The 13,470-nt window shown below is 67.4% G+C and carries 16 protein-coding genes; 9 read left to right on the top strand and 7 right to left on the bottom strand.

What is annotated here, in order from left to right; translation table 11 throughout:
- Nucleotides 1–6: 6 nt before the first annotated feature.
- Nucleotides 7–672, bottom strand: a complete 666-nt coding sequence (locus tag ACFVVI_RS18925) for an NAD(P)-binding domain-containing protein (RefSeq protein ID WP_387446122.1) — start codon at nucleotides 670–672, stop codon at nucleotides 7–9.
- Entirely contained in the window at nucleotides 672–1,553 is an 882-nt protein-coding gene (locus ACFVVI_RS18920) for an NAD(P)-dependent oxidoreductase (protein WP_387446121.1), read from the bottom strand. Before ACFVVI_RS18920 ends, ACFVVI_RS18925 begins: the two co-directional genes overlap by 1 nt.
- Before the next feature lie 176 nt (nucleotides 1,554–1,729).
- On the opposite strand from ACFVVI_RS18920, the gene ACFVVI_RS18915 reads away from it, so the two are divergent.
- Complete coding sequence (locus ACFVVI_RS18915) at nucleotides 1,730–2,074, top strand: winged helix-turn-helix transcriptional regulator (protein WP_378989533.1); 345 nt, start codon at nucleotides 1,730–1,732, stop codon at nucleotides 2,072–2,074.
- Nucleotides 2,075–2,077: 3 nt separating this feature from the next.
- On the opposite strand, the gene ACFVVI_RS18910 is transcribed toward ACFVVI_RS18915, so the two are convergent.
- A complete protein-coding gene (locus ACFVVI_RS18910; protein WP_378989220.1) occupies nucleotides 2,078–3,214 on the bottom strand; it encodes a glycerate kinase in 1,137 nt (378 codons plus the stop codon).
- A gap of 158 nt (nucleotides 3,215–3,372) precedes the next feature.
- Here ACFVVI_RS18910 and ACFVVI_RS18905 point away from each other — a divergent pair, with 158 nt between their 5' ends.
- Nucleotides 3,373–3,684 (top strand): GNAT family N-acetyltransferase, encoded by a 312-nt coding sequence (locus ACFVVI_RS18905; protein ID WP_387446120.1) that lies wholly within the window; start codon nucleotides 3,373–3,375, stop codon nucleotides 3,682–3,684.
- On the opposite strand, the gene ACFVVI_RS18900 is transcribed toward ACFVVI_RS18905, so the two are convergent.
- Entirely contained in the window at nucleotides 3,678–4,436 is a 759-nt protein-coding gene (locus ACFVVI_RS18900) for a lysophospholipid acyltransferase family protein (RefSeq protein ID WP_378634992.1), read from the bottom strand. The two genes, ACFVVI_RS18905 and ACFVVI_RS18900, sit on opposite strands and share 7 nt — an antisense overlap.
- A gap of 105 nt (nucleotides 4,437–4,541) precedes the next feature.
- Here ACFVVI_RS18900 and ACFVVI_RS18895 point away from each other — a divergent pair, with 105 nt between their 5' ends.
- The 3 genes from ACFVVI_RS18895 to ACFVVI_RS18885 all read left to right on the top strand — a co-directional run bounded on the left by ACFVVI_RS18895 (nucleotide 4,542) and on the right by ACFVVI_RS18885 (nucleotide 6,452).
- Nucleotides 4,542–5,180, top strand: coding sequence for a YqgE/AlgH family protein (locus ACFVVI_RS18895; protein WP_378989221.1), 639 nt, complete (start codon nucleotides 4,542–4,544; stop codon nucleotides 5,178–5,180).
- A gap of 67 nt (nucleotides 5,181–5,247) precedes the next feature.
- Nucleotides 5,248–5,757: a sigma-70 family RNA polymerase sigma factor gene (locus ACFVVI_RS18890; RefSeq protein ID WP_067455024.1), complete on the top strand. Its 510-nt coding sequence runs from the start codon at nucleotides 5,248–5,250 to the stop codon at nucleotides 5,755–5,757.
- Nucleotides 5,754–6,452, top strand: coding sequence for an anti-sigma factor family protein (locus ACFVVI_RS18885; RefSeq protein WP_387446119.1), 699 nt, complete (start codon nucleotides 5,754–5,756; stop codon nucleotides 6,450–6,452). Before ACFVVI_RS18890 ends, ACFVVI_RS18885 begins: the two co-directional genes overlap by 4 nt.
- Before the next feature lie 52 nt (nucleotides 6,453–6,504).
- Here ACFVVI_RS18885 and ACFVVI_RS18880 read toward each other — a convergent pair whose 3' ends face one another.
- The 3 genes from ACFVVI_RS18880 to ACFVVI_RS18870 all read right to left on the bottom strand — a co-directional run bounded on the left by ACFVVI_RS18880 (nucleotide 6,505) and on the right by ACFVVI_RS18870 (nucleotide 8,890).
- On the bottom strand, nucleotides 6,505–7,287 hold the full coding sequence (locus ACFVVI_RS18880; protein WP_378989223.1) for an ABC transporter permease: 783 nt from the start codon (nucleotides 7,285–7,287) through the stop codon (nucleotides 6,505–6,507).
- On the bottom strand, nucleotides 7,284–8,243 hold the full coding sequence (locus ACFVVI_RS18875) for an ATP-binding cassette domain-containing protein (RefSeq protein ID WP_387446118.1): 960 nt from the start codon (nucleotides 8,241–8,243) through the stop codon (nucleotides 7,284–7,286). The genes ACFVVI_RS18880 and ACFVVI_RS18875 overlap by 4 nt, the downstream gene beginning before the upstream one ends.
- A 119-nt stretch (nucleotides 8,244–8,362) precedes the next feature.
- On the bottom strand, nucleotides 8,363–8,890 hold the full coding sequence (locus ACFVVI_RS18870) for an EXLDI protein (protein WP_378989225.1): 528 nt from the start codon (nucleotides 8,888–8,890) through the stop codon (nucleotides 8,363–8,365).
- A 140-nt stretch (nucleotides 8,891–9,030) separates the two neighbouring features.
- On the opposite strand from ACFVVI_RS18870, the gene ACFVVI_RS18865 reads away from it, so the two are divergent.
- Genes ACFVVI_RS18865 through ACFVVI_RS18850 form a run of 4 tightly spaced genes read left to right on the top strand, consistent with a single transcriptional unit; the run spans nucleotide 9,031 to nucleotide 13,449 of the window.
- A complete protein-coding gene (locus ACFVVI_RS18865; protein ID WP_387446117.1) occupies nucleotides 9,031–10,752 on the top strand; it encodes a thiamine pyrophosphate-binding protein in 1,722 nt (573 codons plus the stop codon).
- Nucleotides 10,749–11,408: an SRPBCC family protein gene (locus ACFVVI_RS18860; protein WP_378989227.1), complete on the top strand. Its 660-nt coding sequence runs from the start codon at nucleotides 10,749–10,751 to the stop codon at nucleotides 11,406–11,408. The genes ACFVVI_RS18865 and ACFVVI_RS18860 overlap by 4 nt, the downstream gene beginning before the upstream one ends.
- A 2-nt stretch (nucleotides 11,409–11,410) precedes the next feature.
- Nucleotides 11,411–12,424: a 3-oxoacyl-ACP synthase III family protein gene (locus ACFVVI_RS18855; protein WP_387446181.1), complete on the top strand. Its 1,014-nt coding sequence runs from the start codon at nucleotides 11,411–11,413 to the stop codon at nucleotides 12,422–12,424.
- Nucleotides 12,425–12,435: 11 nt separating this feature from the next.
- Nucleotides 12,436–13,449 carry an aminotransferase class I/II-fold pyridoxal phosphate-dependent enzyme gene (locus tag ACFVVI_RS18850; protein WP_387446116.1) on the top strand — a complete coding sequence of 338 codons (1,014 nt, stop codon included), beginning with the start codon at nucleotides 12,436–12,438 and terminating at the stop codon, nucleotides 13,447–13,449.
- Nucleotides 13,450–13,470: the final 21 nt, after the last annotated feature.

Here is a 13,470-nt window from a genome sequence, read left to right as displayed (position 1 = left end):
AGCGTGTCATCCGCGAAATACCTGGAACGTCGATTCGGGTGTACCGGCAGCTCGCTCCCAATATGACGAAACCGATTCGGCCAGAACGGTGTCCACGCCGACCTCGGCACCGGTCGCCACCACGTGTCGCGCGCCGGCCGCCATCATTCGCAGGTACGCCGGATCGGGCGGACCCCCGTCCTCGGCGATTCCCGCCCACGCGGCGTACAGCTCGCCGACACTGCCCAGTGACCGCTGGGCGTAGGGCATGAACCGGGCTATCTCGGAACCGGACCGGTCGATGATCGCCAGCGCCTGCTCGTGCGGCTGAGCCATCACCCCACCGGCGAGAAATTCGCCGCCGCGAGCCCGGACGAACGCCGCCCCCTGCCGAGTCCGCTGCGGCGAATCCGAGGACAGGTTGACCACAACCTTGCCGGTCAGATCGGCGCCGCCGAGAATCTCATCCATGGCGTCGTAGTGGGTCAGGCTGAGCACGATGAGCTCCGCCGCCGCCACCGCGTCGGCGACCGTCTCGGCGCGATGGGCACCCAGGCCGTCGGCCTTGCCGGGGGTGCGGTTCCAGACCGTCACCGTGAAACCCGCGGCGCGGTAGGTGCGCACGATCTGCTGCCCCATCGGGCCGAGGCCGATGACGGTGACCGCCTCGGCCGCTCGGCCGGAAGTCGACATCAGGACGCCTCGCCGCGGAACAACGCGTACGGCGAGATCTGCCTGCCTGTCGCCTCGGACGCGGTGACGGCCTTGCGCCAGAACGACTGGGCGAGCTGGGACAGGCTCGCGTCGACGCCTGCCTCTTCGCTGGCGTCGATGATGTGCTGGGCGCCCGCGTCCATCATCTTCAGGTGCGAGAGCTCCGCGAAGCCGCCTGCCTTGTTCGCCTCGGCGAACTGTTCGATGAAGAACGGGTAGGCGCCGGCGGAGCGGACGGCGAACGGTACGAACTGGTCGATGCTGTGGCCGGAGTTCGCGATCATCGCCGACGCCTGGTCGAACGCCAGCAACCACGGATGGAAGGTGATCAGCAGGGCCTGGTAGAAGATCTGGGCCAAGCCGTCGTCCGCGCCCAGGTATTCCTGCGGGCTGAGCGGGCGCAGCAGCTCGGCGTGCGCGTCGAAGACCGTCTTCGGGCCGCTGTAGAAGATGTAGGACGAAGGATGGACGATGTTGTCGCCCGCCGACATCACGCCGCCGGAGAGGAATTCGGCGCCCCGCTCGCGAACCCACCGCGCGCCCGCCCGCGCCTTGTCCGGTGAATCGGAGGACAGGTTGGCGATCACCTTGCCGGGCAGGTGGTCGATCGCCTGGCCGAGCACGTCGTACATGGCGTCGTAGTGGGTGAGGCTGAGCACGGAGACCTCGTTGGCATCGAGCGCCTCGGCGACGGTGCCTGCGCGCTCGGCACCCAGCGCCACCATGGCATCGACCTTGGCGGTGCTGCGATTCCACACCGTCACCTCGACGCCCGCTTCGAGGAAGGCCCTGGTCATGGCCTGGCCCATCGGGCCGAGGCCGAGAACGGAAACGGAACGGGGAGCGGTCTGCTCGGACATGGTGTGGCCCTTCGATTCTCGATACTGGTTGGTTCGGCGCCGCTTTCCATGGTGGTCGGCGCGAGTATCGTCGGGAAGACCGAACGTTCGGGTGTGGTTGCTTACCCAGAGGTTCGAAATACGGTCAGAAGGGTGTGGCGACGTTGAGCAGTGACGCAGATCACGATGTGTGCGGTATGAGCCTGGCCATCGACGTCGTCGGCGGTAAATGGAAGCTGCACCTGATGTGGGTGCTCGGCGCCGGGCCGCAGCGATTCGGTCAGATCCGGCGGATGCTCGAGGGTGTGAGCGAGAAGGTGCTCGCCGAGAACCTGCGGCACCTGGAGAGCACCGGCGTGGTGCACCGCGAGATCTTCCCCGAGATCCCGCCGCGGGTGGAGTACTCGCTCACCCCGCTCGGCGAGGCCCTTCGCCTCGCGCTGGAACCGCTCGAGACCTGGGGCGACGAGAATCGCGAGGCGCTGGCCACCACTACCCGGCCGACTGCCCCGCAGCCTTCGTCCTCCCGAATCGCGCTGTAACCGTCAGCGCATCCGGCACAAGTGCTCCATGGCGATCCGCTCGCCGATGCGTTCGAGTAGGTCGGCCGCCGCGATGATCGAGCGCGCGGGATCGGGCTCGAGGTCGCTGAGCGGATAACACGCGGCGAATCCCGCGGCTCGAATCTCCCCTGGCGACAACAGGGTTCGCCCTACCGCCGCGATCACCGGCACGCCCGCCTTCTTCGCCGCCGCCGCGACCCCGACCGGCGCCTTCCCGTGCATGCTCTGGTGATCCAGTGAGCCCTCACCGGTGACTACCAGCCTGGCCCCCTCGATGAGGGCCGGGAATTCCAGCAGCTCGAGCAGTACATCGATCCCGCTGCGCACCTGCGCGCCCAGCACCGCGAGCGCCCCGAACCCGGTGCCGCCCGCCGCGCCCGCCCCACCGATCTCCGCATAGCCCCTGCCCAGCACGGCCGCCCAGTTGGTAAGCCCCGCCTCAAGTTTCAGCATCTGCCGAGCACTGGCGCCCTTCTGTGGCGCGTACACCGCTACCGCACCAGCCGGCCCGAGCAACGGATTGTCCACATCGCAGGCCAGCGTGAACAGCGTCGTCGCGACCGCCGGATGCAACCCACCTCGATCCACCGAGGCGACCTGCTCGAGCAACGCGGCCACGTCCCCGCGGCCCGCCAGTTCCCGCCCCTCCTGATCGAGCAACCGCAACCCGAGCGCCCGCAGCAACCCCGACCCACCGTCGGTCGAAGCGCTGCCGCCGAGCCCGAGCACGATCTCCCGCGCCCCGCCGTCGAGCGCGTGCACGATGGCAACCCCCAGCCCGAACGTATCGGCCCGCAGCGGATCCAGCCGCCCACCGGGCAACTTCACCAGCCCCACGGCAGCCGCCAACTCCACCACCGCGGTATCCCCCCGCACCGCGTACACCGCCGTCGATTGCTCCCCCGTGGGCCCGGGCGCGGCGACCTCCACCCGCTTCCACCCCGACGCCACGAAGGCGTCGACCATCCCGTCACCACCGTCGGCCACCGGCACACACCGCACCTGCGCCTTCGGAGCACGCCGAGCGATTCCCCTGGCCAGAGCCCTGGCCACCTCCGGCGCGGTCAACGACCCCTTGAACTTGTCGGGAGCGAGCACGACAAGCGGTTCGCCGGCCATCTGTTCCGCCTCTCCGTGTATTCATAGTGTCGTTTCCGAGCTCGACCGTTCGCTCTCGGCCTTTCGTCAGGCGCGCAACGGCTCGGAGGTGGTCGGGGAGTGACCCATGTTCTCATTTGCTCAGTGGGTTGTCCTCCCGAACACGGTAGCGTCGACCTATGGCGACCGAGGTCCGCAACAACACCGCGCTCGAGCGGTTCGAACTCACCGCCGACGGTCAACCCGCCGGCTACATCGAATACCAGGACACCGGGGACGAACGCGCCCTCGTGCACACCGAGATCTACCCCCGATTCGAAAGCCGAGGCCTGGCGAACACCCTGGTCAAAGCCGCGCTGGACACCAGCAGAGACCAAGGTTTCAGCGTCCTGCCGATGTGCCCGGTCGTCCTGCATTTCATCACCACCCGCCCCGACTACATCGCCTACGTCCCGCAACGAGCCAGAGAGTTGTTCGGTCTACCTCAGTAGCGCGCGACGGCCCCGTCGACAGCCAGTTGCAGCTCGTCTTTGACCAGCCTGGCGATGTCGGCGGGTCGCTGCGGCAACTCGAGAATCGGCGCCCGGAAGTAGGCGCTGCCCGACACCACCTCAGCCGCGGTCGGTTCGACACCGGCCGCATAGGACCCGTAGTTCATCCCCATGGCGACCAGCGCGGGCGCGGCGTCCAGTTTGGCCGCGCGGAACGCGATATGCCCGATTCCGCTGCCGACCGCCTGCACCTTGGTGTGATCTACCTCATTGCACGTCCCCTCGGGGAAGATCGCGAGGTGATCACCGGCGGCCAACCGCTGCGCGCACACATCCATCATCCGCTGACCTGCGGCATTGACGGCGCGAATGCCGTGGTCTTTGCCGCGGAACACCGGGATCCCGCCCATCATGTCCACCTTGCGCCGCTGCTCGGGATCTAGGAAGAGCTCGTCCTTCGCCAGCACCCGCACCCGCCCGATCTTCGAGCGCAGCGGTGAGCGCCACGCCGTCGCCGCGACCGTGTACGGGTCGCTGGTCGAGAGGTGGTTGATCGCGTAGATCACCGGCCGACCGCTGCGGATCAGCGCCTTCAACTGCTGTTTCGCGCCTTCGGCGAACGTCACGCGCGGCCGGAACCGCCGGGCCAGCACCGCGTACGAGGCAAGCGCCTTCCACCTGTTCTGCTGATGCCGCAGGTAGTAGTCGTACACAGCGTCGTTGTCGTCGAGCAGGACTTCGGGCGAGTGCATAGCGCGACCCTACCGGTCGATCGCGGGGTCCACGCACGAAGAAATTCCGGTTCCGATCCGCTGCGCGGGAAGCGCGCACCGCCGCTCCAATGCGATGATGGCTCGGTGGCAGGCGGAGACGACCCGGACGAGCGCCGGACTCGCGACGGGCACGGCGACGATCGGCGGCGCGGTCAGCCGGCGGTGAACGTCCGCGCGGGCAATCTGCTGGTGTCCGCGACAGACCTGGTGGAACCTACTTTCCGGCGCACCGTCGTGTATGTGATCGAGCACAACGACGCGGGCAGCCTCGGCGTGGTGCTGAACCGGCCGAGTGAGACCCCGGTCGTGGATGTGCTGCCCGCCTGGGCGGACCTGGCCGCCACCCCGACCGATCTCTACATCGGCGGCCCGGTCAAACGCGATGCGGCGCTGTGCCTGGGGGTGCTGCGCGCCGGCGTCGACATCTCCGACATCCGCGGCCTGCGCCGGGTCGACGGCCGGGTGGTGCTGGTCGATCTGGACGCCGACCCCGCCGAGATCGGACCGCTCCTGGACAAGATCCGGATCTTCGCCGGCTACGCGGGCTGGTCGATGGGCCAGCTCGACGGCGAACTCGACAACGACGATTGGATCGTGGTCTCGGCGCTGCCGTCGGATCCGATCGCCACCGACCGCCACGACCTGTGGTCCGCGGTCTTGCGGCGTCAGCCGTTGCCGCTGGCCCTGCTGGCGACACACCCGATTGAACTCGAACGCAACTGATCCCGTTACTCCTTCACACGAGCAGGAGTGACATATGAATTTCGACGAGCAGTGACCAGGGCCGCCGATGAACGATGGTCGCGACGAACTGATGCGCGCGCTCTATGCCGAGCACGCACCCGCGCTGTGGCGTTTCACCCTCGGCTTGGTACGCGATCCCGGCCGGGCCGAGGACATCGTGCAGGAGACTCTGCTGCGCGCCTGGCAACGCCCGGCCGTGCTGGAGCAGACCGAGACCTCACCGCGCGCCTGGTTGTTCACCGTGGCTCGTAATCTCGCGGTCGACGAGCATCGCAGTGCCAGGCACCGCCGCGAGTTCGGCACCGACAACCCACCCGAGCAGGTGAGCCCCGACCAATCGGATCGGGCGCTCGACGGCTGGCTGGTCGCCGACGCGCTCAGCACGCTCAGCCCGGATCATCGCGAGGTGATCGTGCGGGCCTACTATCGCGGCCTCGGCATGGCCCAGATCGCCGACGAGCTGGGCATCCCGCCGGGGACCGTGAAATCGCGCTTGCACTACGGCATGCGCGCCATGCGACTCGCGCTACAGGAGATGGGGGTGACGAACCGATGACCGACCTCGCCGACGAGTACAGCACCTGGGACGCGGCCTATGTCCTCGGTTCGCTCGGCGCCGCCGAGCGGCGCGAATACGAGGCGCATCTGCTCGGTTGCGCGCCCTGCCAGCAGGCCGTCGCCGAGCTGTCCGGGCTGCCGGGCATGCTCGCCCTGGTCGACCGCGATACCGCGCTGTCGATGATCGCCTCGCCCGAGCCGGCTCCGTCACAGGTCCCCGATCTGCTCCCGTCGCTGGCCGCGGCGGCCGAACGGCGCAGGCGGCGGCGGCGCTGGACGAGTATCGGCAGCGCGGTGGCGGCTGCCGCGGCAGCGGTGGCGATCGCGATTCCGGTGACCGTCACCGTGGCGCGCTCGGAGACGCCGACCGAGCAGATCGTCGCGGAGCAGCAGATGCAGGCCGTGGAGCAGACGCCGGTGAGCGCGCAGGTGAAGCTGGTGCGCGACGGTGACCGCACGCGCCTGGTGATGACCTGCAGCTACGCGCCGAGCGCCTACGGCTCCGGCTACACCCGCACCTACGGGCTGGTGGTGACCGCGGGTGAGCAGCGCTTCGAACTCGACCGGTGGCCCGCGGGCCCCGGCACCGAGCTGACGGTGGATCGCACCATCGACGCCCCGCCGGATTCGATCAGCACAGTGGAGATCACGTCCGTCGATTCCGGCCGGACGGTCTTGGTCGCCCAGGTCTGAACGCGACACGGTCCGGTCTCCGCGGGGGAGACCGGACCGTGTGCGCGACAGGCTACTTCGCTTGCTTGCGGAAGATCGACTTCGACCACAGGAAGCCGCCGCCGGCGATGACCGCGCACCAGACCAGCGAGACCCAGCCGTTGGCGCCGATCTCGGTGCCCATCAGCAGTCCGCGCAGCGTCTCGGTGATCGGGGTGAAGGGCTGGTATTCGGCGAACTGACGCATGCCGACCGGCATCGTGTCGGTGGCGACCAGACCACTGCCGAGGAAGGGCAGCAGCACGATGGGAAACGGTGCGTTGCTGGCACTTTCGGGAGTGGGCGAGAGCAGGCCGAGCGCGATGGCGAGCCAGGTGAAGGCGAAGGTCACCAGGGCGAGGAGCCCGAACGCGCCGACCCACTCCACGACGTTCGCGTTCGGCCGGAAGCCGACCAGCATCGCGACGGCGGTCATCGCGACAACACCCGCCATCGCCTGGATGAGCGCTCCGAGCACATGCCCGGTGAGCACCGACGACTGCGAGATCGCCATCACCCGAAAGCGATTCACGATGCCCTTGCTCGCGTCGGTGGCGATCGAGACCGCTACCGACACCGTCAGGTAGGCGGGCAACAGCAGCATCATGCCGGGCGCCAGATAGTCGATATAGCTACCGCCCGAGGACTTCTCGAGCGCCCCGCCGAAGACGTACTTGAACACCAGCATCAGCACGATCGGCATGATGATGATGCTGAACGTCATGCTGGGATAGCGCTTGACGTGAATCATGTTGCGCCGCAGCATCGTCATGGTGTCGGCGACGGCGTAGGACTTGGACTTGATCTGAGTGGTCATCGCAGAGACTCCTGCTCGGTGGTGGCGCGGCCGGTGAGGGTGAGGAAGACGTCGTCGAGGTTGGGGGTGTGCACGGAAATGCCGCCCGCTTCGATGTTTTCGGCATCAAGGAGGTCGAGGACGGCACGCAGGGAACGCACGCCGCCGTCGCTGGGCACGGCGAGGGTCAGCCCGTCGGTGCCCTCGACCACCTTCGCCGTCGAGCCGAACGCGCGCTGAGCGGCGTCCACATCGGGCTGATCGGTGAAGTCGATGCGGATGTGGCCGCCGGGGATCAGGCGCTTCAGTTCTGCCGCAGTGCCTTCCGCGACGATTCGGCCGTTGTCGAGCACCGCGATGCGATCGGCCAGCTGGTCGGCCTCCTCGAGGTATTGCGTGGTGAGGAAGACGGTGACGCCGAGATCGTCGACCAGGCCGCGGATGATCTCCCAGATGGAGCGGCGGCTGCGCGGATCGAGGCCGGTGGTCGGTTCGTCGAGGAAGATCACCCGCGGATTGCCGACCAGCGTCATCGCCAGATCGAGCCTGCGGGTCATGCCGCCGGAGTAGGTGCTCGCGGGCTTGTCGGCTGCCTCGACCAGGTCGAAACGTCGCAGCAATTCGTCGGCGAGCGTGCGGGTCTCGCGGCGCGGCAGATGGTTCAGATCCCCCATCATGTGCAGGTTCTCCCGGCCGGTCAGTAGCTCGTCGACCGCGGCGAACTGCCCTGTGACGCCGATCAGCTCGCGCACCCCGCCTCGGTCGGTCGCCACATCATGGCCGCCCACGGTGCACTCGCCACCGTCGGCGGCGATCAGTGTGGTGAGGATCTGCACGGTGGTGGTCTTGCCCGCGCCGTTGGGGCCGAGCAACGAGAACACGGTGCCCTCGGCGACGGTGATGTCGATGCCGTCGAGAACTGTTTTGTCGCCGTAGGCCTTTTGGAGACCGCGTGCGGTGATGGCCGAGTTGACCATGATCGTCCCTTTCCACAGGATTACATTCATTGCTGCGAATAAGTGCATGAGTTATCGACACAGCCCCCAGGGGCTGCGGTTGATGTGTGCGGTGTGTGGTTGTTCGTCCGAGGACGGAGCTAGATGTCGAGTTCCTCGATCTGCGGGTGCGCGGTGATGTCCTCGACCTTGCGATAGAGCTTGTCGGGCACGCGATCCTTCAGGGCTTTCAGGTCGTCGAGGATCTCGTACTCGTAGTCGCCCCAGTCCCACGGCCGGTCACCGATGCCGAACATGCGGCGCCAGTACTTCCAGTCCTTCATGTCGCCCGCGGCGTCCCCGGTCGGGTATTCCGACCACAGCGCCGAGTGCGTGTGGAGCACGAGCTTGCCCTTGCGGCTGCGGTAGACCTGCTGGTGCAGCACCCGCTTGTCGCCGACATCGCGCCATTCACCCAGCAGCACGCCCTGGAAGCGCACCTGCCGGACACCGTCGCGACCCACCTGCAGGACAACCTCTTCGAAGCCGGCCTCACGACCTTCCTCCAGTTCGATGAGCCTGCGCAGCGCGCTGACCACGGTGCTGGAGAGGTTTCCGCCGACGAGCTCCTGCGCCCGCTGGAACACGGGGAGATCGTCGTCGGCTACGTAGATCGTCTTGTTGGGCATGAACCCACTATACGTATATGTGTACGTACACACAAGGGGTGGTTTTCACCCACCCTCTGAACTCCCCCTCGGCGCGCCTCGTAACCCCATCAGACGCGGTGCACCACAGCGTCACATTTCGTCGCGGAGAAGGAGGTCCGATGCCGGACAGAGTGGTGGACTACCTGGTACGAACGGTAGCCGACCGGGGAATCACCCAGATTTTCGGCGTCGACGGCGCCAATATCGAGGACCTCTACGACGCGATCTTCGAGGCGGACGGCGCACCGGCCGGCATCGTCGCCAAGCACGAGTTCTCCGCGGCGACCATGGCCGACGGATATGCGCGCAGCACCGGCGGGCTGGGTGTCGTGGCCGCCACGTCCGGCGGTGGTGCGGTGAATCTCGTTGCCGGACTTGCCGAATCGTTCACCTCCCGGGTTCCGGTGCTGGCGTTGATCGGACAGCCGCCGACCAGCCTGGAAGGTCTCGGCGCGTTTCAGGATTCGAGCGGCTTGTCCGAATCCATCGACGCGGCAGCGTTGTTCGCGACGATCAGCAAGTACTGCGCTCGGGTGACCGATCCGCTCGAGCTGCCCGCACAGCTCGCCGCGGCGATCACAGCCGCGGAGAGTGGTGGACCGGCGGTGCTGCTGATACCGAAAGATGTTCAGCAGCAACTGATGCCGGATGTCATCGTCGCGCGACAGTTCGACACCGTTGCGACCCCATCCGACGGAGTACGGCCAGATCGCGCCTCGCCGATTTCGCCGGCAGCGACGTCTCCGCACACGATCGCGACCGAACTCACCAATGCCCAGCGCACCGGGAAGGTGGTGATCATCGCCGGTGACCAGGTCGCCCGCGACGATGCCCGTGCGGAACTCGCCGAACTGGTCGCTACACTCGATGCCGCCATCGGTGTGGCCCCCGATGCCAAGGACGTGTACTCCAACACCGGTCCCGGCTACTGCGGTGTGGCGGGCAGCATGGGCCATGCCGAGCTGGTCGAAGCCCTGTCGGCGGCCAGCGCCTGCCTGCTCGTCGGCACCCGCCTCCCGGTCACTGCCCGCGCGGGGCTCGACGCGGCCCTCGCCGACCTGCCGGTCCTCAGCATCGGCGCACATGCGCCGTACCTCGCGGCCACCCACGCCACCAGCGCGGATCTCGCGCAAACCATCGCGACGCTGCTGGCCGACATCGGAGCGGGGGCCACAACAAGCCGGGGTTCCGCCGAGCTCACGCCGATGCCCGTCCCCGCAGCGGCGGGACCCGGCCTGCGCTATCGCACCGTCGTCGAGGCGATCCAGCGCGCGCTGCCCGAGGGCGCCGACATTTTCGCCGACGCGGGTAACACCGGCGCTTCAGTGGTGCATTACCTACGGGTACCCGAGCGCGGACGTTTCACGGTCGCACTCGGGATGGGCGGAATGGGCTACGCGTTCGGTGCGGGTATCGGATCCGCGTTCGCCCGCCGCGACGCGCCCGACGGCCCGCACCGCACCGTCGTCATCGCCGGTGACGGCTCGTTCTTCATGCACGGCATGGAAATCCACACCGCGATCGAACACGACCTGCCCATCACCTTCGTGGTGTTCAACAACAACGCGCACGCCATGTGCGTCACCCGTGAACAGCTCTACTACCGGGACCGCTACAGCTTCAACCGTTTTCAGCCGTCACATCTGGGAGCAGGCATCGCCGCCATGTTCCCCGGGCTGCCCGCCCGCACCGTCTCCGACGCACCCCGATTGTCCGGCGCACTGGATCTCAGCTTCGCCGCCACCGGGCCGTCGTTCCTCGAAATCCTCTGCGACCCCGACGAAGTCCCGCCTTTCCTCCCCTTTCTGTCAGCCCTCGAATCATCCAGGAGCACACCGTGACCACCAGCGCCCTGCCTGCCCTGTCCGACATCCCCGAGGAGGTGGTGCCCGGCGTCCTCCGCATCGAGAACTCCGACCGCGAGACCACAACGCCGATCATCATGGACATGCTGAGGTCGGTGTATCCGCACGACCAGATCTTCGGCGACTACTGCCCCGTGCAGACCTACATCGCGGCCCCGCCGCGTGAGGTCTACGAATACCTCGCCGACACCCGCTCGCTCGAGGAATGGACCTACAGCCTGCGCGGATTCACCGAGACCGAGGAGCCCGGCCTGTGGCTGTCCTACGACCGTCTCGGTGACGCGACCAAGTGTTTCACCCGCACCGTCGCCCATCCCGACGCGATGACCGTCGACTATCACTGCGCGTGGGACCAGTCCGAGCACCTCTGGATGATCTACCTGATGCGGGTGGTCGACGCCCAGGTGGTGTTCAACAAACCCGGCTCGGTGGTGACGTGGATCAACTGCAAGCACCCCTTCTACGACGAGAACGGCTACCCCGAAACCGCGCCGCCGAAGCGGCCCGTCTGGGTCGGCGACTTCTGGGAGATGTTCTCCGCCGGACACCAGCTCGAGCTGGACAACCTCAAAGCCATTTGTGAATACCGCGCGGCCAACGGGCTGCCGATCAAGCCGGAGTGGATGCAGTGAACATGCCGCAGGTGAGTCTGATCGACGTCGCGAGCTATCTGCCCGGCGACCCCGTCCCGACCGACTACTTCACCCAGTTCTCCCGCTCGGAGCGGATGGCGAAGAACGTGATGTTCCGTTCGCCGACCGGCCGTCATCACATCGGCCGCGACGAAACCGCCGTCGACATGGCCGAGCAGGCTTTCGCCCAGCTGCGCGAACGCCACGGCGCCGACCTCGCGTCCGAGATCGACATCATCATCACCCACACCCAACTGCCCGACAATCCGGTGCTCGGCGCGGGCCCCGAACTGGCTCGCCGGCTCGGCGCTCGTCCGTCGCAGGTACTCGATGTGCACAACAGCGGGTGCGCCGCGTTCGTCCAGATGATGGCGATGGCCCGGATGATGATGGCCACCAGCGAGGCGAAGACCGCGCTGATCGTCGCCGCGCAGAATTGTGCGGGCCCGGTGTTCACCCAGCCCGATATCCGGAAATTGGCGCAGGCGCCGGTGCCGGGCGACGGGTGCGGAATCGGCCTGCTGCGCAAGGATGATTCGGGCCCGATCCTCGATATCGAAACCCGCACCTATCCTGAATTCGCCGGTGACATGGACTTTTCCACGAACGGTCCGCGCAAGTACTGGGAGCCGGGCGAGGGCCAGGGCTGCGTGAGCTTCTCCGAATCCAAGATCACCAAGGTGTTCGCGCGTGGCAATCGGCTGGTGCCGGAGGTGGCGCTGGAGGTCTGCAAACGGATCGGGGTGAAGAGCAGCGATATCGACACCTTCGTCACCAATCAGCCGAACCGGCTGTTCCTGCGCAACTGGCACGACGCGCTGGAGCTGCCCGCCGAACGCCATCCCGATACCTTCGACCAGTGCGGAAACCTGTTCGCCGCGGGCATTCCCGTCACTCTCGATGCGGAGAACCGAGCAGGCCGGTTGCGCAACGGGTCGGTGGTTCTGCTGTCGGCGTTCGCGCACGCGGGTGATTTCGCCGGTGCGGCGGCTATTCGCTGGGGCGCGGCGCGATGACTGTGCGGCTGGTGGAACCGACGATCCCCTCCCGTCGGTTCCATGCCACGGCGACACCCACGCTGTTCGACCTCGGTCTCAGCGAGAACCCCTTTCCCCCACTGCCCTCCGTGCTGGCAGCGGTGAATGCCGCGCTCACCCAGGCCAACCGGTATCCGGAGTTCCTGCCGGAGGAACTGCCGCGGGTGATCGCCGACCACCTCGGGGTCTCGCCCGACGATGTGGTGGTCGGCGCGGGGGCCACCGGTGTCGCCATGCAGGTGATGCGGGCGCTCGGCACCGGTGAACTTCTCACCGGCACACCCACTTTCGACGGCTACCCGATCATGGCCGAGATGGCCGGGATGACCCTTGTCCCGATCCCCCTCGACTCCGGCGGCAATCAGGATCTGACCGCCATGCGCCGCTCGGTGAACCGGCGCACCTGCCTGGTCGTGCTGTGCCGCCCGCACAATCCCACCGGCACCGTCCTCGACGCGACGGCGGTGCGCTCCTTCCTCGCCGCGATACCGCACCGCGTACCGGTGCTCCTCGACGAGGCCTACGTCGAATTCCTCGATCCGGCGGACCGTCTCGATATCCACACCCTGCTGCACCGTCACCCGAATCTGTTGATCCTGCGCACCTTCTCGAAGGCGTACGGACTGGCCGGGCTGCGGATCGGCTACTGCGTGGGCCGCGGAAAACTGATCGAACGAATCCGCCACCAGCAGTTGCCCTTCGGCACTCCCACCGCGTCCATCGCCGCGGTGCGCGCCGCCTACGCGGCGGGCACGGAACTCCGCGACCGGGTCGACCGCATCAACCGCGAACGCGACCGCCTGCGAATCACTCTGCGTGCCTGCGGAATCGACGTACCGCCCAGTCACGCGAACTTCCTCTATCTCCCCGGACCCGGCGTGGCCACCGCCCTGCGCCGCGCCGGTATCAAAGCGAAGGCCTACCCGGACGGCAGCGCTCGCATCACGGTCGGCGATCCCGCCGCAGGGCACGCCGTCCACGCCGCCCTCGTAGACCTGCGGTAACCCGTCGACAACGGAACCCGA

This window comes from Nocardia sp. NPDC058114, from assembly GCF_042884695.1.
Lineage (GTDB): Bacteria > Actinomycetota > Actinomycetes > Mycobacteriales > Mycobacteriaceae > Nocardia.
This window is presented reverse-complemented; position numbering and strand designations above follow the sequence as displayed.